This window comes from Microbacterium sp. MAH-37, from assembly GCF_009758255.1.
In the GTDB taxonomy this organism is placed as follows: domain Bacteria; phylum Actinomycetota; class Actinomycetes; order Actinomycetales; family Microbacteriaceae; genus Microbacterium.
This window is the reverse complement of sequence record NZ_WSEN01000010.1, coordinates 651243-674590: the sequence shown is the minus strand read 5'-3', so window position 1 is coordinate 674590 and position 23348 is coordinate 651243. Positions and strand designations below refer to the sequence as shown.

23 protein-coding genes are annotated in these 23348 nt (G+C 68.8%); 18 read left to right on the top strand and 5 right to left on the bottom strand.

Annotated features, from left to right (window positions below; genetic code table 11):
* Positions 1 to 33: 33 nt before the first annotated feature.
* Together GON06_RS17375 and GON06_RS17370 are read left to right on the top strand one after the other, a co-directional pair.
* Positions 34 to 2397: an Ig-like domain-containing protein gene (locus GON06_RS17375; protein WP_157313546.1), complete on the top strand. Its 2364-nt coding sequence runs from the start codon at positions 34 to 36 to the stop codon at positions 2395 to 2397.
* Positions 2398 to 2399: 2 nt separating this feature from the next.
* Positions 2400 to 3089: a DNA-3-methyladenine glycosylase gene (locus GON06_RS17370; protein ID WP_157313545.1), complete on the top strand. Its 690-nt coding sequence runs from the start codon at positions 2400 to 2402 to the stop codon at positions 3087 to 3089.
* A gap of 24 nt (positions 3090 to 3113) precedes the next feature.
* Here the strand turns inward: GON06_RS17370 and GON06_RS17365 are convergent, their stop codons facing one another.
* Together GON06_RS17365 and GON06_RS17360 are read right to left on the bottom strand one after the other, a co-directional pair.
* Positions 3114 to 4115, bottom strand: a complete 1002-nt coding sequence (locus GON06_RS17365) for a LacI family DNA-binding transcriptional regulator (protein WP_157313544.1) — start codon at positions 4113 to 4115, stop codon at positions 3114 to 3116.
* Positions 4108 to 5316 (bottom strand): Gfo/Idh/MocA family protein, encoded by a 1209-nt coding sequence (locus GON06_RS17360; RefSeq protein WP_157313543.1) that lies wholly within the window; start codon positions 5314 to 5316, stop codon positions 4108 to 4110. The genes GON06_RS17365 and GON06_RS17360 overlap by 8 nt, the downstream gene beginning before the upstream one ends.
* Before the next feature lie 145 nt (positions 5317 to 5461).
* Between GON06_RS17360 and GON06_RS17355 the strand changes: the two genes are divergently transcribed.
* The 6 genes from GON06_RS17355 to rpsN all read left to right on the top strand — a co-directional run bounded on the left by GON06_RS17355 (position 5462) and on the right by rpsN (position 9336).
* Positions 5462 to 6712, top strand: a complete 1251-nt coding sequence (locus tag GON06_RS17355; RefSeq protein ID WP_157313542.1) for an ABC transporter substrate-binding protein — start codon at positions 5462 to 5464, stop codon at positions 6710 to 6712.
* Positions 6712 to 7641: a carbohydrate ABC transporter permease gene (locus tag GON06_RS17350; protein ID WP_157313541.1), complete on the top strand. Its 930-nt coding sequence runs from the start codon at positions 6712 to 6714 to the stop codon at positions 7639 to 7641. The genes GON06_RS17355 and GON06_RS17350 overlap by 1 nt, the downstream gene beginning before the upstream one ends.
* Positions 7638 to 8468, top strand: coding sequence for a carbohydrate ABC transporter permease (locus GON06_RS18860; RefSeq protein WP_198346747.1), 831 nt, complete (start codon positions 7638 to 7640; stop codon positions 8466 to 8468). The genes GON06_RS17350 and GON06_RS18860 overlap by 4 nt, the downstream gene beginning before the upstream one ends.
* Positions 8469 to 8620: 152 nt before the next feature.
* Entirely contained in the window at positions 8621 to 8857 is a 237-nt protein-coding gene (gene rpmB, locus GON06_RS17340; RefSeq protein WP_116243601.1) for a 50S ribosomal protein L28, read from the top strand.
* Complete coding sequence (gene rpmG, locus GON06_RS17335; RefSeq protein ID WP_046014935.1) at positions 8857 to 9027, top strand: 50S ribosomal protein L33; 171 nt, start codon at positions 8857 to 8859, stop codon at positions 9025 to 9027. The genes rpmB and rpmG overlap by 1 nt, the downstream gene beginning before the upstream one ends.
* Before the next feature lie 3 nt (positions 9028 to 9030).
* Positions 9031 to 9336, top strand: coding sequence for a 30S ribosomal protein S14 (gene rpsN, locus GON06_RS17330; protein WP_116243600.1), 306 nt, complete (start codon positions 9031 to 9033; stop codon positions 9334 to 9336).
* 77 nt (positions 9337 to 9413) lie between these two features.
* On the opposite strand, the gene GON06_RS17325 is transcribed toward rpsN, so the two are convergent.
* Positions 9414 to 10241: an alpha/beta hydrolase gene (locus tag GON06_RS17325; protein WP_157313540.1), complete on the bottom strand. Its 828-nt coding sequence runs from the start codon at positions 10239 to 10241 to the stop codon at positions 9414 to 9416.
* A 148-nt stretch (positions 10242 to 10389) separates the two neighbouring features.
* Between GON06_RS17325 and GON06_RS17320 the strand changes: the two genes are divergently transcribed.
* From GON06_RS17320 to GON06_RS17310, 3 genes are all read left to right on the top strand, one after another.
* On the top strand, positions 10390 to 11001 hold the full coding sequence (locus GON06_RS17320; RefSeq protein ID WP_157313539.1) for a TetR/AcrR family transcriptional regulator: 612 nt from the start codon (positions 10390 to 10392) through the stop codon (positions 10999 to 11001).
* A gap of 253 nt (positions 11002 to 11254) precedes the next feature.
* The gene (locus GON06_RS17315) at positions 11255 to 11542 is read left to right on the top strand and encodes an HU family DNA-binding protein (RefSeq protein ID WP_116243598.1); all 288 of its coding nucleotides are present in this window, start codon (positions 11255 to 11257) and stop codon (positions 11540 to 11542) included.
* A gap of 104 nt (positions 11543 to 11646) precedes the next feature.
* Positions 11647 to 13629, top strand: a complete 1983-nt coding sequence (locus GON06_RS17310) for a cytochrome c oxidase assembly protein (protein ID WP_332837676.1) — start codon at positions 11647 to 11649, stop codon at positions 13627 to 13629.
* 27 nt (positions 13630 to 13656) lie between these two features.
* Here the strand turns inward: GON06_RS17310 and GON06_RS17305 are convergent, their stop codons facing one another.
* Positions 13657 to 14730: a hypothetical protein gene (locus tag GON06_RS17305; RefSeq protein WP_157313538.1), complete on the bottom strand. Its 1074-nt coding sequence runs from the start codon at positions 14728 to 14730 to the stop codon at positions 13657 to 13659.
* 68 nt (positions 14731 to 14798) lie between these two features.
* Between GON06_RS17305 and GON06_RS17300 the strand changes: the two genes are divergently transcribed.
* The 3 genes from GON06_RS17300 (at position 14799) to corA (ending at position 18606) form a co-directional block, all read left to right on the top strand.
* Entirely contained in the window at positions 14799 to 16184 is a 1386-nt protein-coding gene (locus GON06_RS17300) for an ATP-dependent DNA helicase (RefSeq protein WP_332837675.1), read from the top strand.
* A 72-nt stretch (positions 16185 to 16256) separates the two neighbouring features.
* Complete coding sequence (locus GON06_RS17295) at positions 16257 to 17546, top strand: serine hydrolase domain-containing protein (RefSeq protein WP_157313537.1); 1290 nt, start codon at positions 16257 to 16259, stop codon at positions 17544 to 17546.
* 43 nt (positions 17547 to 17589) lie between these two features.
* Positions 17590 to 18606, top strand: coding sequence for a magnesium/cobalt transporter CorA (gene corA / locus GON06_RS17290; protein ID WP_157313536.1), 1017 nt, complete (start codon positions 17590 to 17592; stop codon positions 18604 to 18606).
* A gap of 4 nt (positions 18607 to 18610) precedes the next feature.
* Here the strand turns inward: corA and GON06_RS17285 are convergent, their stop codons facing one another.
* Entirely contained in the window at positions 18611 to 19672 is a 1062-nt protein-coding gene (locus GON06_RS17285; RefSeq protein WP_157313535.1) for a YeiH family protein, read from the bottom strand.
* Positions 19673 to 19754: 82 nt separating this feature from the next.
* Between GON06_RS17285 and GON06_RS17280 the strand changes: the two genes are divergently transcribed.
* The 4 genes from GON06_RS17280 to GON06_RS17265 all read left to right on the top strand — a co-directional run bounded on the left by GON06_RS17280 (position 19755) and on the right by GON06_RS17265 (position 23234).
* A complete protein-coding gene (locus GON06_RS17280) occupies positions 19755 to 20672 on the top strand; it encodes a LysR family transcriptional regulator (RefSeq protein WP_157313534.1) in 918 nt (305 codons plus the stop codon).
* A 43-nt stretch (positions 20673 to 20715) separates the two neighbouring features.
* On the top strand, positions 20716 to 20985 hold the full coding sequence (locus tag GON06_RS17275) for a hypothetical protein (protein WP_157313533.1): 270 nt from the start codon (positions 20716 to 20718) through the stop codon (positions 20983 to 20985).
* Positions 20986 to 21171: 186 nt separating this feature from the next.
* On the top strand, positions 21172 to 22740 hold the full coding sequence (locus GON06_RS17270) for a hypothetical protein (protein WP_157313532.1): 1569 nt from the start codon (positions 21172 to 21174) through the stop codon (positions 22738 to 22740).
* Positions 22737 to 23234: a hypothetical protein gene (locus tag GON06_RS17265; RefSeq protein ID WP_157313531.1), complete on the top strand. Its 498-nt coding sequence runs from the start codon at positions 22737 to 22739 to the stop codon at positions 23232 to 23234. Before GON06_RS17270 ends, GON06_RS17265 begins: the two co-directional genes overlap by 4 nt.
* The last annotated feature ends 114 nt before the right edge of the window (positions 23235 to 23348 follow it).

Sequence of the window (23348 nt, the reverse complement as noted above, 5' to 3'; positions counted from 1 at the left end):
GGGTCGGATGCTGCAGAAGGCGGAGCCCCTCGTATGAGCGGCGGCGACGCGCCTCTCACCCGCGCGCAGCTGCGTGCGCAGCGCGAGGCCGCAGAAGCGGCCGCGAAGGCCGCCGCGGGCCAGACGGCGGATCCCGCGGATGCCGGAGCACCGACAGTGCCTTCCGACGAGCGGTCGACGCCTTCGACGACTTCGACGCCTGCACCCGCGCCCGGTGACCCTGCGGCCACTGCCCCCTCGGACTCGGCCGGCGTTCCGACGAACGGTGCCTCCGCGCCCTCGGCTGGCGCGCCCGAACTCGATGGCCCGGCGACCGGCGCCCCCACGACCGGTGACCCTGCGGCCAAAGCGCCTGCGGCGGGCGCCCGCGCGCCCTCGGCCGGAGCGCCGGCTGCTGATTCCCCGGCGACCGGCGCACCGGCCTCCTGGACTGACCGCCCTGGGGTGGGCACTCGCAGCGACGTCCCCGACTCCCGACCCCGCGACTCCAACGCATCGGAGCGCGCGCGTCGGGAGCCGATCCGACCCGAGATCATGGGGCCGGAACCCGAGGATGGCGAGCCCGTCACCCCGATGCCGGTCCAGCCCGAGCCCGAACGCGAGCCCCGCATCCCGGCGATCATGCGTCGCCGTGGCGCGGGCGGCGAGCCCATCCGTCCGGAGCTGATGGACCAGGAGCCCGACGCCGCATCGGCATCCGACCCGCAGCGAGCCGCCGTCTTCGCGGCTGCCGCTGCTGCGGCGGCAGCCGCCGCCGAGGCCGCCGCCGAGTCGGCCGGGAGAGCTCCAGGCCCGCGTCGCTCGCCGAGCGCGCGAACCCCGGCGCAGGCGGCATCCGAATCCGTTCCCGGGCCGCGCCGGACGGGGAATCCAGGACAGTCGCCGGTCGGCACTGCCGACGAGCAGCCACCCGGGCCGCGCCGGTCGTCGGCCTCCGAGCCGGGTGACGTCCCGCCCGTGCCCACACCCACGTCCCCGGTCTCCCGTCTCGACCCGGTGCCGTGGGAGCCGTCCGCGGAACCGGAGTCCGACGGCTCGGCGTACAAGCGCCGTCGCAGGCTCTACATCGTGCTGGCCGCGGTCGCCGCTGTGCTCCTGATCGCCGGTGGCATCTTCGCCTTCGTGTTCTCGCAGTCGCTGCGGGTGCTGGGCGTCGACTTCGATCCGGCGCGCGCCGTCGAGGCATCCGGCACGACGCTGACCTTCGACACGAACCACGACCTCGCCGCCGTCGACGCCGCGCAGGTGAGCGTCGAGCCCGCTGTCCCGTTCACCGTCAAGGTGGACGGCAGCAGCCTCGGCATCCGCTTCACGGACGCCCTCGACGACACCACGAAGTTCACGGTGACCGTCAAGGATGCAGCTGCCGAAGGCGGAAGCCCGACGGCCGACCTCTCCACGACGTTCACCACGCCGAAGTCGCAGATCTTCCTGCTGCAGCGCAGCGACAAGAAAGACAAGATCTTCGCCTCCGACCTGTCCGGCGAGAACGGCGTGCCGGTGTTCTCCAGCTCGAAGATCGTGGACTTCCGGGCGACGCTCGACAGCCTCGTGGTCGTGGTCGAGGAGGACGGCGGGTCCCGCCTGATCGTCATGGACCACAAGGGCGACAGGCAGCGCGACCTGAAGCTCCCCGGCGACGGATACATCACCAGCCTGCAGGTCTCCGACCGCGGCGGTCTCGTCGGCTACGCCTACTCCGACGCCGACGTCACCGAGACCAGCGGACGGGCCAGCGTGCTGGTGACGCAGCCGCTGGACGGCTCCAGTGGCCCCTCCGTCGTGCAGGTCGGCGGGGAGGACGTCGGTGTCTCGGACTGGGAGTTCGTGCCGGACTCGTCGAAGGTGCTGTTCGTCGACTTCTCGAATGAGCTGATCCTCGACGACCGCGCCGGCGACGCACCCGCCCAGGACTTCGGCCTCGTGGCCGAACTGCTCGGCACGACCCGTGACACCGCCATCATCGAGCGCACCGAGGGAACGTTCATCGAACTCTCGCTCGAGGACGGCACCGAGGAGCCCCTGCCGGCGACCGATCCCGACTACGGCATGCCCTCCGAGATCGTGCCCTTCCCGGGCGGCACCCTGCAGCACGTCGTGCAGCGCAACGACTCCGGCGCCCCGACCGGTCAGGCCGTGATCCGGGTCGATCCGGATGGCACGGCGACGCCGGTGTTCGAGGTCGGCGACGACTCCTCGATCATCCAGATGTGCGCGTCGCCGAGCGGGCAGTACGCCGCCGTGACCGTCGCGCCGGACGTGGCGAACAATCCCTACGACGAACTGCTGCTGCCGCTGCCGACCACCCTGCACACCACCCTGCTGGACCTGCGCACCGGCGATCAGCTGGTCACGCTCTCCGGGTTCGACGTGTCGTGGTGCGGAAGCGCGCCCTAGCCATGGGTATCGTGCGCCCGGCAACGCGCGCCGACCTCGTCGGCCTCCCGGTCGATGTGGCGCCGAAGCTGCTCGGTGCTGAACTTGCCACGGTCGTGGACGGCGCCGAGGTGCGTCTGCGGATCACCGAGGTCGAGGCGTACCACGGCAAGGGCACCGGACCGCTCCCCGATCCCGGTTCGCACGCCCGGATGGGCCCCACCGCGCGCAACGCCACGATGTGGGGCGAGCCGGGTCACCTGTACGTGTACCTCAGTCACGGCATCCACTCCTGCGTCAACGTCGTCTGCGGGCCCGAAGGCGAGGCGGGCGGTGTCCTGCTGCGCGCCGGTGAGATCATCGGCGGGGCCGATGTCGCATCCGCTCGCTCCGGTCGCGCCGGCCGCGCCGGCCGCGCCGGCCGCGACTTGGCCCGCGGACCAGGCCGCCTCGGCCAGGTCGTGGGCCTGCGGCACGCACTGCACGACGGGATCGACGCCATCACCGGCATCCCGCAGAACGGCGCGACCGCCGCGCTGCTGCTCGGCGAGCCGCTCGCCGAGATCGCGGCGGGACCGCGCGTCGGCGTCGCGGGTCTCGCCGGGACGGATGCCTACCCGTGGCGCTTCTGGGTCCCCGGTGACCGCACCGTCTCGCCGTTCCGGTGGGGCCGCGGCGCGGCCGAGGTGCAGTCCACCCTTCCCCAGACCTGACCGGGGAATGTCCGGGTGACCGGTCTACTCGCAGCCGCAGGAGCGGCGCACGACGAGCGAGGTCGGGAACGCGCGGTAGCCGGGCTCCGCGTCGCCCGCCTGCAGGAGCCGGATCGCCTCCTGAGCCATCTCGGCCAGCGGCTGCGCGGTCGTGGTCAGCGGCGGCCAGGCGTACTCGGCCGCGTCGGTGCCGTCGAAACTGACGACGGCGACATCCTCCGGCACGCGCAGACCGCGGGCGTGCAGCGCGGCCATGAGTCCCACCGCGACCTGGTCGGATGCCGCGAAGGCGGCGCGTGGCCGCTCCGCGGCATCCGCCAGTTCGATCCCCGCCTGATAACCGCCCTCATAGGAGAACGGCGCGTGGATCCTGGCCCCCAGCGGAAGACCGGCCGCCGTGAGCGCGTCTCCCCAGCCGCGCTCACGGTCGTCGAAGATGCTCGCGCTCCCGATGAACGCGATGCTGCGGTAGCCGTGCCACACGAGGTGCTCCACCGCTTGTCGTGCACCGGCGCGGAAGTCCGCGCCGAGTGCGGGGACGCCGGCGGCGCCCACGTACTGGTTGATCAGCACCACCGGGATGCCGAGGTTCTCGACCAGCACCTGCTCGGCGGCGGTCAGCAGATCGGCGATGATCAGTCCGCCGATCTGTCGTGCGGTGAGATCGTGGATCTGGTCCGCGGCCGTGGTGTGCTCACGGTCGGTGTTCACGATCAGCAGAGACCGCCCCTGCTGCACAGCGGCCTCGCCGAGCGCGTGGCACAGCTGCGCGAAGAACGGGTTGCGGCTGTCGACCACGAGCATGCCGAACATGTCGGACGAGCCCTTCGACAGGGCGCGGGCAGCGGCGTTCGGCCGGTAGCCGAGCACCTTCACCGCGTCGAGCACGCGCTCCCTGGTGAGCGGCGCCACCGGCTTCGGCCCGTCGTTGAGCACGTAGCTGACGACGGCGGTGCTGACGCCGGCGTAGCGCGCGACGTCCGCGCGCGTCACCGTGCGCGCTCGACGAGTGTGCTCATCAGACATGAGGACTTCCCGGAGCGTCGCCCAGGTCGGGGATGACCAGGCGCTCGCCGCCACGGCGCGCCGACTCGTGCGCGATCACGCCGGGCAGGGTGAATCGCGCGGCCTGCCAGGCATTCACCGGCGGCAGCGTGCCGTCCACGACCGCGCGGACGAAGTCGTCCACGAGGAAGTGATGGCTGCCCTCGTGACCGTTGTGCAGCGAGCGGATCTCGGCGGGGATGCGCTCCCGGTCGTGCACGGCGGCGTAGCCCGAGACGAAGGCGTCGCGCAGCGCCGGCGCGACGTGCGCGAGCGACGGGTCGTCGGGGGAGAGGGATGCGTGGGTGTCGATCTGCGCGGAGATGTCCTCCACGCCCTCCCTGGTCTGCCACACCGTGGTCAGCGCGAGCTGCTCGAAGGAGCCCCCGGTGCCGAACCAGCGGAACCGCGACTCGCGCAGGTGCGACGGATACCCCACCCGCCGGAACTCGTTGATGCGCATGGAGCCGCCCGCCGCGAGCTCGAACAGCGCAGTGGCGTTGGAGAAGTCGTTGTCGAACTGGCTCACCGCCCGATCGAACACCCCGTCGCCTCGATCGTCCACGACGCCGACCGCAGAGACGGCGGTGGCGTACGTGGGCCACGCGCCGAGCACCCCGCCGATCGAGTGGGTGGGGTACAGCAGCGGGGGGTAACTGGCGGTGGCCTTCCAGTTCTCGCCGCCGGAGTACTGGTAGGCCTCGTAGAACCCGAGGTCCATGTCGTGCACGTAGTCGCCCTCGCCGTAGAACAGGCGGCCGAACTCGCCGGACGCGAGCTTCTTGCGGGCGAACACCGTCGCCGGGTTGTAGTAGCTGGTCTCGCCCATCATGTAGGTGAGGCCGGTCTCGCGCACGGTGTCGATGATCTCTGCGATCTCCTCTGCCGAGATCGCCATCGGCACGGCGGAGTACACGTGCTTGCCGGCGCGCAGCGCCTTGACCACCAGAGGGCCGTGCGTCCAGCGCTGCGTGAAGATCGCCACGGCATCGACCGGCGAGGCCAGCATCTCGTCGAAGTCGGCGAAGGCGCCGGCGAACCCGGCAGTGCGCACGAGCTCGTCCGCGCGCTCGGCGAGCAGGTCGGTGACGTACACGGCTGAGACATCGGGGTGGTGATGGAAGAGCGTGGCGAACTGGCCTGAGAACTGGCCAGCACCGACGATGCCCAGAGAGAACGACATGAGTCGAATTCTGACACCGCCTGTCTACGCGTGTCAACAGCACAGAATTCCCACCATGGCGCGGAATAACGAACATTTCCTACCTCTTGCGCTTTCGCCGTCTACGCGGGTAACCTGACCGGCATCCGACAAGTGAGGAAGAACGATGAAGTCCACCCTTGCGGGCGTCGCGGCTCTCGCCGCCATCGCCCTTGCGCTCACCGGATGCTCCGGTGACGGCGGATCGGGCGACTCCGGCGGTTCCGCCAAGCTCGAGATGCAGACCAACTTCGGCGCGACCGACCCGTCTCTCAAGGTGCTGACCGAGATCACGGAGAAGTACGAGGCCGACCATCCTGACGTGAAGATCGAACTGGTGCCGTCGACCGACAGCTACGAGGCCGACATGAAGGTGCGCCTCGCCTCCGGCGACGTGCCCGACATCTGGGCCACTCACGGCTGGTCGCTGCTGCGCTACAGCCAGTTCCTCGAGCCGCTCGACACGCAGCCGTGGGCGAAGAACTTCAACGAGGCGCTCGCACCCGCGATGGAGAACGACAAGGGCCAGTTCTTCGCGCTGCCGATCGACACCGACGTCGCCGGGATCATGTACAACCGCGACGTGCTGGAGGCGAACGGCATCGACCCGGCGTCCGTGAAGAGCTGGGACGACTTCGACGCCGCACTGAAGACGCTGAAGGATGCCGGGATCATCCCGATCTCGTCCTCGGGCAAGGACAGCTGGTTCGCCGGGAACATCACCGACTTCATCGGCTCGGGCGACTTCACCGAGAAGCAGTTCGAGGGCTTCAAGGACGGAACCTTCGATGAGGCCGGCTACACAGAGATCCTCGACAATGTGGCCACCTGGCAGAAGGCGGGCTACTTCAACCCCGACTACTCCGCGGCCACCACCGACGATCTCGGGCGCGCTCTGGCCGAGGGCAAGACCGGCTTCGTCTTCGTGCAGAACTACCTCGCGGCGACCGCGCTCGGGTTCAACCCCGATGCGAACATCGGCTACATGCCCATCCCTTCCAAGGACGGCAAGCCCTTCCTGGTCGGCGGCGAGGGCCGTGCCTACGGCGTCGCCAAGGACGGCGCGCACAAGCAGGAGGCGCTGGACTACATCGCCTTCCTGGCCGAGCCCGAGAACGAGTCCAAGCTCGCCAGCTCGATCGGCGGCATCCCCGGGCTGACCAACGCGACCAGCGACCTCGGCATCCTGACCGAGAGCTACGAGACGTTCGTCAAGCCCGGCGACTACCCGCTGATGCCCTACTTCGACCGGGTGTACCTGCCTAACGGCATCTGGGACACCATGGTCACCACGACGGACGGTGTGATCACCGGCCAGATGTCACCGGAGGATGCCACCAAGCAGATGAAGTCGAGTTACGACTCGCTGCAGAAGTGATGACTGCCACCGCCTCACTGACGGTGCGTAGACGCAAGCGGGGAGCCGGGGGGACTCCCCGCTTCGCGGGGCGCGGCCTGAACCTGCTGTATCTGCCCGCCGTCGCGGTGCTCGGCGTCTTCATGCTGTGGCCCCTCGTCAACGGCGTCATCCTGTCGCTCACCGACTGGGACGGCTACACGCCCGACCGCTCGTTCGTGGGTGCGGCGAACTACCTGCGGCTGTTCGAGGACGAGAACTTCCGCACCGCGCTGTGGAACACCGTGATCTACGGCGTCGGGTCGACGATCCTGCAGCAGATCATCGGTCTCGGGCTGGCGCTCGCGCTGGACCGGGCCATCCGCGGTCGCAACGTGGCTCGGGCGATCATCTACCTGCCCGTGCTGGTCTCACCCGTGGTCATGGGCACCATGTACTACCTGTTCTTCTCGTACAACTCGGGAGGGTTGAACGACCTCGTCATCGCGCTGGGAGGGGAGCGCACGGCCTGGCTGGCCGATCCCGGCCGGGCCGTGCTGCTCGTCGTCGTCGTCAACTCGCTGCAGTTCGTCGGCATCTCCATGGTGATCTACCTGGCAGGACTCCAGTCCATCCCCACCATGTACTTCGAGGCGGCCACGCTCGACGGGGCATCCGCCTGGCAGGCGTTCCGGCACGTCACCGTGCCCATGCTGCAGCCGGCCTTCGCGACCAGCATCGTGCTGAACCTCATCGGCGGATTGAAGCTGTTCGACGTGATCATGGTGCTCACCGGCGGCGGGCCCGGATACTCCACCAACTCGGTGTCGACGCTGATCGCGAAGATGTACTTCGACAACCAGAGCGCCGGGTACGCCTCGGCGATGGGCGTCGCCCTGTTCGTGATCATCGCGGTGTTCACCCTGGTGCTGAACACCGTGCTGAACCGTCGGCGACTGGAGCAGCTGTGAACCGGCGGCTGTCCTGGGGTGCGAAGCTCGCGATCGGGCTCGGCCTGCTCCTGGCCGTGCTGCTGCAGCTGCTGCCGTTCTACATCACCGTCACCACATCGCTGAAGGCGAAGAGCGACCTGTCGTCGCAGTGGCTGTTCCCGTTCGGCGACTGGTATCTGCAGAACTTCAGCACCGCCGTGCAGCAGGGGCACATCCTGCGCGCGATCGGCAACAGCGCCCTCGTCACCGTGGTGTCCACGGTGCTGGTGTGCGTGATCGGCGCACTCGCCGCGTATCCGCTCGCGCGCCGCGCGACCGTCGGCAACCGGCTGGTGCTCGCCGGCGTCGTCGGCCTGATCATGGTGCCGCCGCTGTCGATCCTCGTGCCGCTGTACTCGATGCTCGTGCAGATGAAGGGCATCAACACCTATTGGGGCACGATCCTGGTGATGACCGCCCTGCAGCTGCCGCTGGCGATCTTCCTCTACACGGCGTTCATGCGCGGGCTGCCGATCTCGATCGAGGAGGCGGCGTCGGTCGACGGTGCCAACGCCGTGCAGGTGCTGTTCCGCATCGTCTTTCCGATGCTGAAGCCGGTGACCGCGACGGTGGTCATCCTCACCAGCGTCGCGGTGTGGAACGAGTACGCGCTGAGTGTGTTCCTGATGCGCAGTCCGGAGATGCGCACGATCGCGCCCTCGATCGGCTCGTTCTTCGCGACGTCCTCGAGCGACCTGGGGGCTGCGGCCGCGGCATCCCTCATCTCGGTGCTCCCGGTGCTGGTGGTCTACCTGGTGCTGCAGCGCTACTTCATCAAGGGCATGGTGGCCGGTTCCGAGAAGTGATCCGGTCCGTGCTAGGATTGCTCTTTGTCTGCGCGCTCTCCTGGCGTGCAGTTCGTGTGCTGTGGGTCCCCGAGCTCGTCGAGGGGGCAGGCATGCAGACAAGGGATCTTGGGTGGGGCCGTCCGGCCTCACGGTATAGAAGGAGTCACAACATGGCAGCAGTGTGCCAGGTGACCGGTGCTGTTCCCGGCTTCGGTCACAACGTCTCGCACTCGCACCGCCGGACGAAGCGCCGCTTCGACCCGAACGTGCAGAAGAAGACCTACTTTGTTCCGTCGCTCGGCCGTAAGGTCACGCTGAACGTGTCCGCCAAGGGCATCAAGGTGATCGACGCCCGCGGCATCGACAAGGTCGTCGCGGACCTCCAGGCGAAGGGTGTGAAGCTCTAATGGCCAAGAAGGCACAGGACGTCCGTCCGATCATCAAGCTCCGCTCGACGGCGGGCACCGGTTACACCTACGTGACCAAGAAGAACCGTCGCAACACGCCCGACCGCCTCGTGCTGAAGAAGTACGACCCGGTGGTCCGCAAGCACGTCGAATTCCGAGAGGAGCGTTGATCCATGGCTAAGAAGAGCAAGATCGCCAAGAACGAGCAGCGCAAGGTCATCGTCGATCGGTACGCCGAGCGTCGTGCCGAGCTGAAGAAGGCGCTCGTCTCGCCGAACTCCACCGACGAGCAGCGTGAGGCCGCCCGCGTCGGCCTGCAGAAGCTGCCGCGCAACGCCTCGCCGGTGCGCGTGCGCTCGCGCGACGTCATCGACGGCCGTCCCCGCGGTGTCCTCACGAAGTTCGGCATCTCGCGTGTCCGCTTCCGTGACATGGCACACCGTGGCGAGCTGCCCGGCGTGACCAAGTCGAGCTGGTAAGCACGGTTCCTGAGCCTGACGAAGGACGCAGAAAGGGGCGAGGATCTTCGGATCCTCGCCCCTTTCGCATCCCCCGATCACGCGACGTGGGCGGTCTTGTGCGCCACCGCCCAGGAGAGGGCCTCGTCGGCGATCTCCTCCCAGCCCTCCTGGCTGACCAGGCGGTGAGTGCGACCGGCGTACTCGCGATACTCGACGACCGAGGGGCTGCCGGTGGAGTGATACTTCTTCACGATCGCCCTGCCGATGGCCGGCGGCACGACGTGGTCGATCTCGCCGGTGATGACGAGCAGCGGAGCGCGGTCTGCGCGGCCGTAGTCGATGTGCGTGACGCCGCCCTTCTCGTTCAGCACTGAGCTCACGCCCTCGAAGAACACCCGGTTGTACGAGTTCACGGCGTACTCCTCCCAGAGGGCGTCGGATGCCTCGCGGCTGAGGTCGTTGCCGAAGGTGAAGTGGAAGTGGCGCTTCGAGAGCGGCTTGGCCCCGTTGACGCCGAACGGCTTGGAGAGGATCGGTGCGCCCGTCCAGAGGGTGGAGAGCGGCAGTGTGGTGATGCCCGCGGTCTGGCCGGGTGCGACGCCGACATAGGCGGCGCCCAGTCCGCGGTCGGCGAGCATCTGGGTGATGACCCCGCCGAATGAGTGGCCCATGATGATCGGCTTCACGGGCAGGGTCCGGATGATCCGCTCGTAGTGGTCGACGATCTGCTTCAGCCCGATGCCCTTCAGCGCGGACGAGTCGCGGCGGATGTCGGCGACGGTGCGGTCGTCGATGCCGGGCCAGCCGGGGACGATCACCTCGTGGCCCTGGGCGCGGAAGCGCTCTGCCCAGGTGTCCCAGCTCTTCGGGGTCATCCAGAGTCCGTGGATCAGGACGATGGGGGTCTTCTCAGTGGTGGTCATCTCTTCTTCTCCTTGAATCGGCCCCGCGGTGCGGGGTGGCGTATGCTGATAGTAGACCGAACGTTCTATCTACCGCAATGTATTCCCGGGAATCGAGGAATCGACGACCGGCTGCCGTCGTTCGGATGCCACGATGAGGAGGAACATCATGGACACCAACACTCCGAAGCGCCCGAGCCCTGCCCGCGCCCGCCTCATCGACACTGCGACCCGCCTCTTCTATGAGGAGGGGATCCACTCCGTCGGCGTGGACCGCATCATCGCCGACGCGGAGGTGACACGGGCGACGCTCTACAAGCAGTTCGGCGGCAAGGAGAATCTCGTGCTCGCCTATCTGAGGAACGAGGACGAGATCCTCCGAGGGATGTTCGCGGATGCCGGCGCCGCCGTGAACGATCCGTCGCTGTTGCTGGGCGCCGTCATCGACGGCATCGCCGCCGACATCCGTCTCCGGCACACCCGCGGCTGCCCGTTCATCAACGCCGCCGCCGAGTACCCCGACGAGACGGGGGCCGTGCGGCAGCTGATCGCCGAGCACCGGGAGTGGTTCCGGTCCACGCTCCAGGAGGTGGCCGCCGGCGCCGGTCTCGCCCATCCGGCCGACGCCGCCGCGTCACTCGTGCTGCTCCGCGACGCCGCACTCGTCGGCGGTTACCTCGACGGCGAGGATCGCGTCGCTCCGGCCTTCGAGCGCACCGCCCGTGCTGCGGTCGCCTCGTTCCGGGGGTCTGACGAGAGCGCATCGGGGGCCTCGGACTGATCGGGATTCCGTCAGCTCGCACACTCCCGCGGAATCACGCGGATCGTACCCGGATCGTCCCGTGAAGGGCGGCATCCTGTGACTGGTGTGACAGATGTGACGCGACACGCCGCCGAAATCGGCCGAAACCCGCGAAATGACGCGGAAATCCAAGCATCCGTTGATACTGTCGTCACGGTCGTACCGACCAACCGGGGGGCAGCCGCCTTCCGCATCACAACGAATGCGACGGATCTCGTCGCTGGAGGATGACATGGCTGACAAGTCCATCACCAAGACCGAGCTCGTCGCGGGCATCGCTTCCGCCACGGGCCAGAGCCAGGCCACCGTTTCCGGTGTCCTCGACGCGCTGTTCGCTTCCGTTTCGGACGCCGTCGCCAAGGGCAGCAAGGTCTCGATCCCGGGCTGGATCTCGTTCGAGCAGGTCGCCACTGCTGCTCGCACCGGCCGCAACCCGCAGACCGGCGCCGAGATCAAGATCCCGGCCGGCAAGCGCGTCAAGGTGACCGCCGGCTCGAAGCTCAAGGCCGCCGTCAAGTAAGACCGCTGCTTCGAAGGCCGTCGCCCCGTCCGGGGCGACGGCCTTCGTGCGTCCCGGCTGGCCGGACGGCGGAAGGGACCCCTTGCCCCGCTTAGGCTTGAGGGGTGAACTCCTACCGCCTCGCGGGCATCGCGACCCTCGTCCTCGCCTCGGCGGCGGCGCTGGTGGTCGCGCTGGTGTACGGCGGGGGTGCGGCGGAACTGGTCTTCGCTGATCCGGGTGCGGTCGTGCGCTGGGCGCTGCCCGCCACGAAGATGCTCGGCAACCTCGCCGCAGCGGCGATGCTGGGGCCGCTGGTGCTCGCCCTGTTCGCGCTGAAGTCCGGCACGAAGAACTTCGAGCTCGCCGTCGACACGGCATCCGTCGGGGCGGCGATCTTCACGGTCGCGTCCGCGGCCGGCGCGTTCTTCACCTTCCTCGCCGCGTTCAACGCCAAGCTCAGCCTCGGCCCGCAGTTCGGCGAGCAGCTGGGGCGCTTCCTCATCGAGCTCCCGCTCGGCCAGGCCTGGCTGGTCACGGTGCTGATGGGGGCGGCCGTGACCGTGATCGCGTTCGCCGCGCGCGGCTGGACCGCCGTCTTCTTCACGGCGCTGCTGGCCGCGGCATCCTTCCTGCCGAACGCCACGCAGGGGCACTCCGGCGATCTCGCCGGGCACAACATCGCGGTGAACGCGATCCTGCTGCACACCGTCGGCGCTGCCGCCTGGATCGGCGGTCTCCTGCTGCTCGTCCTGCTGCGTGGCAGGGTGTCGGATCTGGCGACGCTGGTGCGGCGCTACTCGTCGATCGCGCTCGCCGCCTACATCGTCGTCGCCGTCTCGGGCATCGCCCGCGCCGTCGTCGCGATCGGCACCTGGGACGAGCTGCTCAGCCCCTACGGCCTGATCGTGATCACCAAGGTCCTGCTGCTCGGCGCGCTCGGGCTGCTGGGCGCGTGGTACCGCACCCGGCTCATCCCGCATCTCGAGGGGGAGCACCCGCGGCGCACGTTCTGGATGCTGCTGCTCGGCGAGCTCGCCCTGATCGGCCTGGCCTCCGGCGCGGCGGCGGCACTGGCCCGTACCCCTCCGCCGGTCGGCGAGGAGGCCGCGATCGACCGCACGCCGGCCGAGCGGCTGACCGACTCTCCGCTGCCGCCGGAGCTGACGCCGATCCGCTGGCTCACGTCGTGGGACATCGACATCCTGTGGGTCGTCGTCGCCGGCTTCGGGGTGGTGTTCTACCTGATCGGCGTGCACCGGCTGCGCAAGCGGGGAGATCGCTGGCCGATCCATCGCACGATCTTCTGGGTGCTCGGCATGCTGATGCTGGTCTGGGTGACCAGCGGGTCGGTGAACGCCTACCAGGACTACCTGTTCAGCGTGCACATGCTCGGGCACATGCTGCTCAGCATGGCGATCCCGCTGCTGCTGGTCTCGGGCGCCCCGATCACGCTCGCGCTGCGCGCGATCCACAAGCGCGATGACGGCACCCGGGGCGGACGCGAATGGATCATGTGGGCGGTGCACTCGCCGTACGCGCGCGTGCTCACGCATCCGTTCGTCGCCGCGGGACTGTTCGTGCTGTCGCTGTGGGCGTTCTACTTCACCGACTTGGTGCGGTGGTCGATGTACGACCACCTCGGGCACGAGTGGATGGTCATCCACTTCCTGCTCACCGGCTACCTGTTCGTGATGTCGCTGATCGGCATCGATCCGGTGCCGTACCGCCTTCCCTACGCCGGCCGCCTGATCACGCTGATCGCCGTGATGGCGATGCACGCGTTCTTCGGCATCGCGATCATGATGCAGACCGGGCTGATCGTCGCCGAGTGGTTCGGCTCGATGGGCCGCACCTGGGGGGCGCCACCGCTGGAGGATCAGTACGTCGGTGGCGGCATCGCCTGGTCGATCGGCGAGATCCCGACGCTGATCGTCGCGATCACGGTCGCGATCCAGTGGTCGCGATCGGACGAGCGGATGCAGCGGCGCCAGGACCGTCACGCCGACCGCACCGGCGATGCGGAGCTCGAGGAGTACAACGCCAAGCTGGCCGCGCTGGCCGAGCGCGACCGCCGCGATGCCGAACGGGAGCGCGCGGGGCGCTGACGTCGGCCCGTCGGACCGGCGGAAGGCTCAGTCCAGGTCGGGCGCCGTCGGCGATCCGACCCGGATGGATGCCGAGCCGTCGGAGAGGATCGTGATCGTGCCGTCCACCGAGAACGGCACGTCCTCGGAGACGTGCTCGATCGAACCGTCGAAGAGCGACTGGATGTCGACCTCGATATGGGCGACTGCGTCGGACGGCTCGATCCGCCAGTTCGCGCCGTCCGGGATGACGGCGACCTGCGGCTGGGCGGTGATCGACCACTTCGGCAGCGAGTCCGGCGCGAGCCGGTTGCGCACCTCCAGGCCGAACGGGCACGCCGTGGGCTGCAGCACCTTCTGCGTCGTGCACGTGGTGAGGAACTGCTCGACGCGCTGCTGCACGACGTCGCGGAACTTCTTGGTCGGCTGGGTCTGCACGTCGACCGGCGTGTGCGTCAGCGGCGCATCGGCGAGCACGCTGACGCCCGGTGAGGACGCGATCGGGGTCTTGACCGTGACCGAGTACACACCGGGTGTGAACACCAACAGGTGCACAGGATCGAGGGGTGCGGACTCGGTCCCGGCGATCGCCACCTGCCGCCGGTCGAGCTCGAAGCCGTTCACGGCGAAGGTGTCCGCGCCCCGCACGACCAGCTCGATCTCGGCGAGCGGACTCTTCGCGAACCGCCAGTTCGGGGTCACGCCGACCCAGCCGTCCTGCACGATCTCGAACTCGGTGGTGCCGTTGTGCCCCGCGGCCTGGTAGCCGGCGGTGACGTGATAGACGTCGCCGTCCTGCTCCGTCTCGAGATGGACATCGGTGAGCGGTGCGAGCGCTGCGCGGCGCAGCAGAGCCTCGGACGCGTTTCCGTCGATTCCGGCGGCCTCGAGCACGGTGCGGTCGACCGCCACGCCGGAGACGCGCAGCGCATCCGCCGCCCGCCCGGAGGACAGCAGGTCGAGGTAGCGCGCGACGAATGCGGCCGGGCTGTAGAACTGCTGGTACAGCGCGGCGCCGCCGGCGCCGAGCGCGGCGATCAGGAGGACGCCGATGAGAGCCAGGATCGTCAGATCCACGCCGAGGCGCGGGCGCCGCGGCGCGCTCCCCTCCGGCTGCACCATGGCGTCAGTCTAGGAGCGGGCCGCTGGGATGAAGCCGAGCGTGCCGCCCGAGCGCTTAACATGGGGTCGTGTCTCTGCCGCCGCTCTCCGAGGAACAGCTCGAGCTGTTCCGGCTGATCGAGGACACCTCCGACCACGTCTTCATCACCGGGCGCGCCGGCACCGGCAAGTCCACGCTGCTGCAGCACTTCGCCTGGAACACGAAGAAGCAGATCGCCATCTGCGCGCCGACCGGCGTGGCCGCACTCAATGTCGAGGGACAGACGATCCATTCGCTGTTCCGGCTGCCGATCGGCCTGATCGCCGACAGCGACATCGAGCAGAACGACGGCACCCGCCGCATCCTGAACGCGATCGGGACCCTCGTGATCGATGAGGTCTCGATGGTCAACGCCGATCTGATGGACGCCATCGACCGCTCGCTCCGACAGGCGAGGGGCCGCCGCGGCGAGCCGTTCGGCGGCGTGCAGGTGGTGATGTTCGGCGACCCGTACCAGCTGGCGCCGGTGCCTCCGCGGGGCGACGAGCTGCGCTACATCCAGGACCACTACCGCTCGTTCTGGTTCTTCGACGCGAAGGTGTGGACCGGCGGCGAGGCCGATGCCGGCGGGATGCTCGACATCGGCGCGCACGGTGCGCAGCTGCACGTGCGCGAGCTGGTGCACATCCACCGCCAGTCCGACGACGGGTTCAAGCAGATGCTGAACGCGGTGCGCTACGGCCGGGTGACCGCCGAGATCGCCGGCGTCCTCAACAGTCAGGGCGCGCGTCCGGCGCCGGAGCCGGAGCCCGGCGAGGTGCCGATCATCACGCTGGCGACACGTAACGACATCGTGACGCGCATCAACACACGGCATCTGCAGGCGCTGTCCGGGCGGGAGCAGACCGCCGCTGCCGAGGTCAACGGCGACTTCGGCCGCGGTGAGGGGAACTACCCCGCCGAGCTGGAGCTCAAGCTCAAGGTCGGCGCGCAGGTCATGTTCCTGCGCAACGACACCGCCATGCAGGGCGAGCCGCCGCGCTGGGTGAACGGTTCCATCGGCACGGTCACCCGCATCCTCGGCGGCGCGGTGCGCGTCGACCTGGACGGTGAGGAGGTCGATGTCGAGCCCGCCGTCTGGGAGAGGTTCCGCTACGCCTACAACCCCGGCACGAAGACGCTCAGCCGCGAGGTCGTGGCGGAGTTCACGCAGTTCCCGCTGCGGCTGGCCTGGGCTGTGACGATCCACAAGTCGCAGGGCAAGACCTACGACCGCGCGGTCATCGACCTCGGGTCCGGCGCGTTCGCCCCCGGTCAGACGTATGTGGCGCTCAGCCGGCTCACCTCGCTGGACGGCCTCTACCTGAGCCGGCCGCTGCGGCCCAGCGACATCCGCGTCGATCCGGACGTCACCCGCTTCATGCGCGAGGCCTGGGAGGCGAGGCAGGCCGCGCAGTCGGCGATCGGCGGCTGACGTACGGCCCGGCAAGGCTCGCTCCCAGCATCCGCATCCTAGAATCGGGGCATAGTCACGGGAGAGGCATCCATGCAGCATCGTTCGTCGCGCCGTCTGCGCGCCGTCGTCGGCGCAGCCGCGGCACTCGCTCTCATCCTCACGGGTTGCTCCGCAGGCGAGGCCACGTTCAGCTACACACCGCCCGCACAGGTCGACGCGAAGCTTCCGAAGGACACCGCCGACCAGCTGCAGACCGCCGTGCAGGAGGCGATGAAGTCCGCAGGCGCGTCCGGCGCGATCGTCGGCGTCTGGGTGCCGTGGAGCGGAACCTGGGTCGAAGGGCTCGGCACGCAGGGCGCCGGCAGCGAGACGAAGGTGACGACCGACATGTCGTTCCGCGTCGCGGACGTCACACGGCTGATGACCTGCGACGTGCTGTACGGCATGGCCGACGCGGGCGACATCAAGCTCGACGCGCCGGTGCCGAAGTATGTCTCGGGCGTCGCCGACCTGAAGGACGTCACGCTGCTCGACCTGTGCAACGGCACTGCGGGGATCGGCTCGTCGGAGGCGGCGGCCAAGGGCTACTGGCTGAACACCCCCGGCCGGGAGTGGCAGCCGCTGCAGCTCGCCAGCTACGGTCTGGGCGAGGCGCGCACCGAGCCGCACACCACCTTCCGCGACTCGGATGCCGGTTACCTGCTGCTCGGCCTCGCTCTGGAGCGCGCCTCGGGCCTGGACGCGGCCGCGCTGATCAAGCAGTACGTGACGGATCCGCTGGAGCTGCAGAGCACCAGGCTGCCCTCGGGCACCGCCGCGGAACCGACTCCGTCTCCCGCGCTGACCGGCAGCTTCCTGCCGGCGGTGGAGGGTGGATACAACTGCACCGCGCCGGTCGACGTGACGAAGATGTCGGCGAGCGCCGGATTCACGGACTCCGGCGTCACCTCGACCATCGAGGACCTCGGACGGTACATCCAGGCCGAGGCGGCGCAGGGGCTGCGCGGCGAGAAGGCCGAGAAGAAGCGATTCGACGCCCCGCTGAAGGTGGCCGCGGACGGACCGTCCTGGTTCCAGGCCACCGGCGGCGCCTACGTCGTCGGCTCGATGGTCGGTCAGCACGGATGGACGCCCGGCTATGCCACGGCCGCCTACTCCGACCCGGCCACCGGGTTCACGGTCGCCGTCACGCTGAACAACTCGACCTCGGGAAGCCTGATCGCCAGGGACCTGGCGTGGGAGCTGGCCGCGATCGCCTCCAAGGCGCCCGCGGCGGAGGGCCAGAAGGCGCCCGAGTTCGCGCTGCCGTTCACCGCTGAGCAGTACAAGTCGGAGATCGCCTCATCCGCGGTCCCGTGCGTCGCGCCTCCTGCGCAGTGACCCGGGCCGCGGTCTAGGCTCGTCCCGAGCGGGAGGGGTGCGTATGGCCATCGTCGACAACGGCATCTACGTCGCAGGCGTGCGCACCGAGAATCCGCGCAGCCTCGACGAGACGTTCGAGCGGATGCGGGAGTGCGGCGGGATGGGCTGGATCGGCCTGTACCGTCCCGGCGCCGACGAGCTGCGCGCGGTCGCCGATGAGTTCGGGCTGCATGAACTCGCCGTCGAGGACGCGCTGCGCGGGCATCAGCGGCCGAAGATCGAGCGATACGGCGAGGTGCTGTTCGTGGTGCTGCGCCCCGCGCGCTACAAGGACGCCGAGGAGGAGGTCGAGTTCGGCGAGGTGCATGTCTTCGTCGGCCCCGACTTCGTGGTCACCGTGCGGCATGCCGAGGCCCCCGACCTGGGGCGCGTGCGACACCGCATGGAGTCGCAGCCCGCACTGCTCGCGCTCGGCCCTGAAGCGGTGCTCTACGCCATCCTCGACGAGGTGATCGACGAGTACACGCCGGTGATGCTGGGCCTCGAGAACGACATCGACGAGATCGAGTCACAGCTGTTCGTGGAGGATGCGGATGCCACGCAGCGCATCTACGAACTCGCCCGCGAGGTGATCGACGTGCAGCGCGCCACGGCTCCGCTCGCCGGCATGATCGACGCGCTGCTGCGCGGCGGTGAGAAGTACGCGGTCGACGAGGAGCTGCAGCGCTACCTGCGCGACGCGCAGGACCACACGCTGCGCATCGCCGACCGGGTGGGCACGTTCCGCAGCGTGCTCGACAACGCGCTCACCGTCGAGTCGACGATCGTCGCCCGCCGGCAGAACGCGGAGATGCAGCGGATGACCGAGGAGAGCATCCGCCAGGGCGAGCAGATGAAGAAGATCTCGAGCTGGGCGGCGATCCTGTTCGCGCCCACGCTGGTCGCCGGTGTCTACGGCATGAACTTCGACCGGATGCCGGAGCTGCACTGGCTGTTCGGCTACCCCATGGCGCTGGGGATGATGCTCGTGCTCGGCTTCGGGCTGTACGCGGTCTTCAAGAAGAACGGGTGGCTGTAGCCGCTCACCACCCGAGCGCGCCGGTGACGGCGATCGTCGCCAGCGATGTCAGCGTCACCAGCATCCAGAGGATGGCGCCGAGGGCGAGCGGGCGCCAGCCCGCGCGTCGCAGCGCCGGGATGTCGGTGGACAGCCCGATGCCGGCCAGCGCCATCGCGATCAGGAAGATGCTCGCCTGCACGAGGAAGTCCCGCGGGCCGTCGGGGATGACACCGAGAGAGTTCACCACCGCCACGATCACGAAGCCGATCAGGAACCACGGCACGAGCTTCGCGATGCGACGTCCGGTGAGGCGCTGTCCGGCGGCATCCTTCCGCGCCTCGATGACCGACAGTCCGATGCTGATCGGGATGATCATCAGCGTGCGCACCAGCTTGACCACGACGGCGAAGCCGAGCGCAGCCGTGCTGAAGACGCTCGCCGCGGCGACCACCGAGCTGGTGTCGTTGATGGCGGTGCCCGCCAGCAGCCCGAACGTGTGCGGGTCCATGTTCAGGGCGTGCCCGAGCAGCGGGAACAGGACCACGGCGAGGATGTTGAACAGGAAGATCGTCGACACGGCGTAGGCGATCTCGGCACTGGCGGCGCCGATCACCGGTGACACGGCCGCGATGGCGGATGCTCCGCAGATGCCGGTGCCCACACCGATCAGGGTCCGCAGCCTGCTCTCGACGCGCATCGCCTTGCCGATCCACCACGCGCCGAGGAGGCACACGGCCAGTGTCGTCAGCATGATGGGCAGCGACTCCAGCCCGACCTGCACGATGCTGCCGATCGACAGCTGCACACCGAGCAGCACCACGGCCAGCTGCAGCAGGAACTTGCTCGAGTACTCGATGCCGGGGCGGATGCGGGCGTCCGCCCGCTCCGGCAGCATCCGTCCGCGCAGCAGCGAGAGCAGCACGCCGATGACGATCGCAGGGACGGCGGAGCCGAGCACGGGGACGACGGTTCCGATGCCCGTCGAGATCGCCGCGATCGCCGCGGTGACGAGTACGCCGGGGAGCACCTGCGCGCCGCGGCGGGTCAGTCGCTGTGGCAGGGTCCGAGGGGGCGAGAACAGCATGGTTCCAGCGTTCCTGTCACGGGCTCGTCCCGGTAGAGAGCTAATCTTGGTAGGGGTACAGGCTCAGACTGTAGGAGGTGCGATGCGCGACGTCCCCGATCTCGATGCGCTCGAGCTGCTGGTCGCCGCCGTGCGTCTCGGGTCGATCTCCGCCGCCGCGCGGGAGTGCGGCATCTCGCAGCAGTCCGCATCGGCCCGGCTGCGCGGCGTCGAGCGGATGCTCGGCATGGAGCTGTTCCTGCGCACGCCGCAGGGCGTCGTGCCGACGCCGGAGGGCGAGACCGTGGCGTCCTGGGCCGGCGAGGTGCTGGCGGCCGCCGAGCGGTTCCGGGCCGGCGCGGAGACGATGCGGGACGAGCGCCGCCGCGAGCTCGTCGTCGCCGCCAGCCAGACCGTCGCCGCCCACATGGTGCCACGGTGGCTGGTCGCGCTGCGTGACCGGCAGGTGCGGGCGGGGCGGGTGCCGACCGCGGTGCGCCTGCTCACCGCGAACAGCGCCGAGGTCGAGCAGCTGGTGCGCACCGGACGAGCGGAACTCGGACTGATCGAGTCGCCGGTGATCCCGGCCGGTCTCTCGCACTCCACGGTGGGGCGGGATGAGCTGGTGCTGGTGGTGGCCCCGGATCACCCCTGGGCACGCGGGCGGGTGCTGCTCGACGAACTCGCCGGCACGCCGCTGGTGGCGCGTGAACAGGGCAGCGGCACGCGGCAGGCCTGGGAGGACGAGGTGCGCTCCCGGCTGTATCGCGAGCCCGCCGGCCCTCTCGCGGTGATGTCCACCACCGCTGCGGTGCGCTCCGCTGTCGCGGAGGGCCTCGGGCCCGCGGTGCTGTCGCGCCTGGCGGTCGCCGACGACATCCGCCTCGGGCGCCTCGTCGAGGTCTCGCTGGCGGATGCTCCGCTGCTGCGCCCGATCACCGCGCTGTGGCGCGGCGGGGACGGCGACCTGACGCCGACCAGCCGCGAGCTGATCGAGGTGGCGGTAGGGCACCCGGGGTGAGCACCTTGAATGTCGTGCTCCCGCGCGCTTGTAGCATGGGGGGATGCCTGATCAGGTGCTGTTGAGCGATGCGTCGGTGCAGTCGGCGCTGACCCACTTGCGGGCGCCGCAGGGCCGAGGCGGGATCGCGCCATGTGTGAGCGTCGCGGTGACGGGCTCTGCGGCGGTTGATTCGGCGCTGGGGTTGGTGGACGGGGTGTCGTCGGATGTCTCGTCGTCGTTGGGGCATGCTTCTTCCGCGCTCGCGACTTGGCTGGCCTCGATCAGCTCAGGCTTTGAGCAGCTGGATGCCGATCTTGGTGGTGTTCCCTGACCGCGGCGATGCCCGATCTGGGTGAGGACCCCGGGGCAGGAAGTGTGGACGCGATCCGTGACATCGCGGCCCTGTTTCGTGTTCGGGCGCGGACGGCGCGTGACGACATGGCTGATATGCATGCCGCGTCGAACGCGTTGACGGGCACGATCGCGGGTCAGCGTGGATGCCGTGCGTCCGGGGATCGTGTCGCTCTACGGCAAGTTCACCGAGCTGGGTGAGGCGGACGATGAGGTCGCCGGGATACTCGAGGAGTACGCAGACGAGGTGGAGGATCTGACCCGGCGGGCCAGGCTCGTACGCGATGACTGCGAGAGCGCGTGGGCGGCGATCTGGGCTCGCCGTGCGGAAGCGCTCGGGCCGGTGCAGGAGTCGCTCTTGGGTTGGTCGTTGGATTGGGACGAGGTGCGCACAGTCGGGTTGTCGATCCCGTCCGCAGCGACGACTGAGCCGGCGTGGATCGACACCGATGCGTGGCAGGGCGCGATTGACGACTTCACGACCGCCCGTGCCGCCTACCGTCGGCTTCGGCACGAACGGCAAGAGCTGGATGCTGCGACCGAGGTTCGGCTGCGTCAGGTGCAGTTGTTCGCGACGCTCTCGGACGACTGGCATGTCAGCCCGCGGGGAGTGTCCGCGATGGTCGACGCCTGGGCGGGCGATATTTCATCGGTCACCGCGGAGGCCCTCGCTGCTGTGGACGACCCGCACCTGGTCGCTCAGATCTGGGCTTCGCTCACCGGCGACCAGCAGCGCGCGTTGATCGCGGCCGGTCCGCTGCTGCTGGGCGGACTCGCGGGGCTTCCGCCGTGGGCGCGGGTGGCGGCGAACAAGCTCAACGCGAAAGCACGCATCCGGCAGATCAACCGGGTTCTCGACGCCCAACCCGACCCGTACCGCCCTCTCACCGATGACGAGCTGGCCAAGTTGAAGGCCGAGCGCAGCTATCTCACCGATGCCGTCGACGGGAAGTTCGGGCTGTGCTACTACGACCACAAGACGGACAGCATCATCGAGATGATCGGGGAGATCACCCCCGAGACCACCGAGATCAACACCTACGTTCCCGGAACCTATACGAGCGCGTTGAGCTTCTACGGCGGCGGCGTGCAACAGGTCGGCGAGTGGCTGCACGGCCGAGATCCGAACATTGTCTCGTTCGTGTGGAAGGTCGGATCGTTCCCGGGCGAGAATCCCACGACCGGCGGCGCCGACCTCACACGCATCGGCGAAGCAAACGACGAGGATTACACGCTCGGCAAGGGCGCGCAGGTCGCAGCATTCCAGACTGAGCTTCACACCGCCACCGGGCCGACGAACGCCGACTTCAACGGCATCGGTCACTCCTGGGGCCTGGCAGCCATCACCTCAGCCGAGGTCGCCGGGGCACGCTTCGACAACGTGGTCTCCCTTGCGGGTGCCGGGATGCCGGAAATCTGGCGGCCGAATCCCGGAACGGAGTACGCCCACTACTCGTACACCGACATCCTCAGCATGGGTCAGGACCTCGGCCTCGTCTGGAACGGCCGCAACCCCGACGCCGACCCCGCATTCGACTCCACCGTTTACGAACGCGACGGCGACTTCGACCTGCCCCTCTACTCCGGGACAAGTCCGTACACAGGGACGCCTACCGCGAATCCAGCCCCGACCATCCCCGCCTCGACCAAAGCCATGGACAATCACAACCTCATCGCCACCAACAAACCCGAAAATCGACGCGGTCTCGAAAGTGTCCTGAAGGAAATCCGATGACAGCGCACCGTGTTCGCGCCACGTTGCTGGCAACCCTGATGATTTTCGGACTGACGGGCTGCGCTCAAACGTCGCCGGAGGACACCTTGAACGTTGAAGAAGCGAAGGCAATCGCACAGGCCGGGGCGTCGGAGATCAGCGAGCATGTTCCCGCCGAACTCGTCGTATCCGTGAAGCAGAATGCAACGGGCGTGCTGCTCAGTTGCGAGGGCGACCGCAACTACACGTGGACGGGTCGCACCGTCGTCACCCTGACCGAGGATGCCGACGTAACCGACGTCATCGACGGCATCTACAGCGTCTACGCCGATCAGGAGGGGTGGACAGCCCGACGGAAAGAATCCGCGCACGGCGATCCACAGGTGATCATCGACGGCCCCGACAGCAACGGATACCTGATCACCGGAGATGCAGAGCCGTCCACGATCGACCTCGACTCGTACTCGCCATGCTTCCACCTCCCCGACGGGCAGTCATCGCGCGGAAGCTTCTGACCGGCGGTCACTGGAGAGTGGCGAACGGGTGGGACGACCGAGGCTCTTCGACGAGCCGTTTCGCAGAATGCGGCTGGTCCTCGTTGAGGCCTTCCTGCAGACCTGACGCCCTAT

What these genes read in the sequence shown, in the direction of transcription:
- GON06_RS17375 (WP_157313546.1), top strand. Translation starts at nt 34, where the DNA reads ATGAGCGGCGGCGACGCGCCTCTCACCCGCGCGCAGCTGCGTGCGCAG.
- GON06_RS17370 (WP_157313545.1), top strand. Translation starts at nt 2,400, where the DNA reads ATGGGTATCGTGCGCCCGGCAACGCGCGCCGACCTCGTCGGCCTCCCG.
- GON06_RS17365 (WP_157313544.1), bottom strand. Translation starts at nt 4,115, where the DNA reads ATGTCTGATGAGCACACTCGTCGAGCGCGCACGGTGACGCGCGCGGAC.
- GON06_RS17360 (WP_157313543.1), bottom strand. Translation starts at nt 5,316, where the DNA reads ATGTCGTTCTCTCTGGGCATCGTCGGTGCTGGCCAGTTCTCAGGCCAG.
- GON06_RS17355 (WP_157313542.1), top strand. Translation starts at nt 5,462, where the DNA reads ATGAAGTCCACCCTTGCGGGCGTCGCGGCTCTCGCCGCCATCGCCCTT.
- GON06_RS17350 (WP_157313541.1), top strand. Translation starts at nt 6,712, where the DNA reads ATGACTGCCACCGCCTCACTGACGGTGCGTAGACGCAAGCGGGGAGCC.
- rpmB (WP_116243601.1), top strand. Translation starts at nt 8,621, where the DNA reads ATGGCAGCAGTGTGCCAGGTGACCGGTGCTGTTCCCGGCTTCGGTCAC.
- rpmG (WP_046014935.1), top strand. Translation starts at nt 8,857, where the DNA reads ATGGCCAAGAAGGCACAGGACGTCCGTCCGATCATCAAGCTCCGCTCG.
- rpsN (WP_116243600.1), top strand. Translation starts at nt 9,031, where the DNA reads ATGGCTAAGAAGAGCAAGATCGCCAAGAACGAGCAGCGCAAGGTCATC.
- GON06_RS17325 (WP_157313540.1), bottom strand. Translation starts at nt 10,241, where the DNA reads ATGACCACCACTGAGAAGACCCCCATCGTCCTGATCCACGGACTCTGG.
- GON06_RS17320 (WP_157313539.1), top strand. Translation starts at nt 10,390, where the DNA reads ATGGACACCAACACTCCGAAGCGCCCGAGCCCTGCCCGCGCCCGCCTC.
- GON06_RS17315 (WP_116243598.1), top strand. Translation starts at nt 11,255, where the DNA reads ATGGCTGACAAGTCCATCACCAAGACCGAGCTCGTCGCGGGCATCGCT.
- GON06_RS17305 (WP_157313538.1), bottom strand. Translation starts at nt 14,730, where the DNA reads ATGGTGCAGCCGGAGGGGAGCGCGCCGCGGCGCCCGCGCCTCGGCGTG.
- GON06_RS17295 (WP_157313537.1), top strand. Translation starts at nt 16,257, where the DNA reads ATGCAGCATCGTTCGTCGCGCCGTCTGCGCGCCGTCGTCGGCGCAGCC.
- corA (WP_157313536.1), top strand. Translation starts at nt 17,590, where the DNA reads ATGGCCATCGTCGACAACGGCATCTACGTCGCAGGCGTGCGCACCGAG.
- GON06_RS17285 (WP_157313535.1), bottom strand. Translation starts at nt 19,672, where the DNA reads ATGCTGTTCTCGCCCCCTCGGACCCTGCCACAGCGACTGACCCGCCGC.
- GON06_RS17280 (WP_157313534.1), top strand. Translation starts at nt 19,755, where the DNA reads ATGCGCGACGTCCCCGATCTCGATGCGCTCGAGCTGCTGGTCGCCGCC.
- GON06_RS17275 (WP_157313533.1), top strand. Translation starts at nt 20,716, where the DNA reads ATGCCTGATCAGGTGCTGTTGAGCGATGCGTCGGTGCAGTCGGCGCTG.
- GON06_RS17265 (WP_157313531.1), top strand. Translation starts at nt 22,737, where the DNA reads ATGACAGCGCACCGTGTTCGCGCCACGTTGCTGGCAACCCTGATGATT.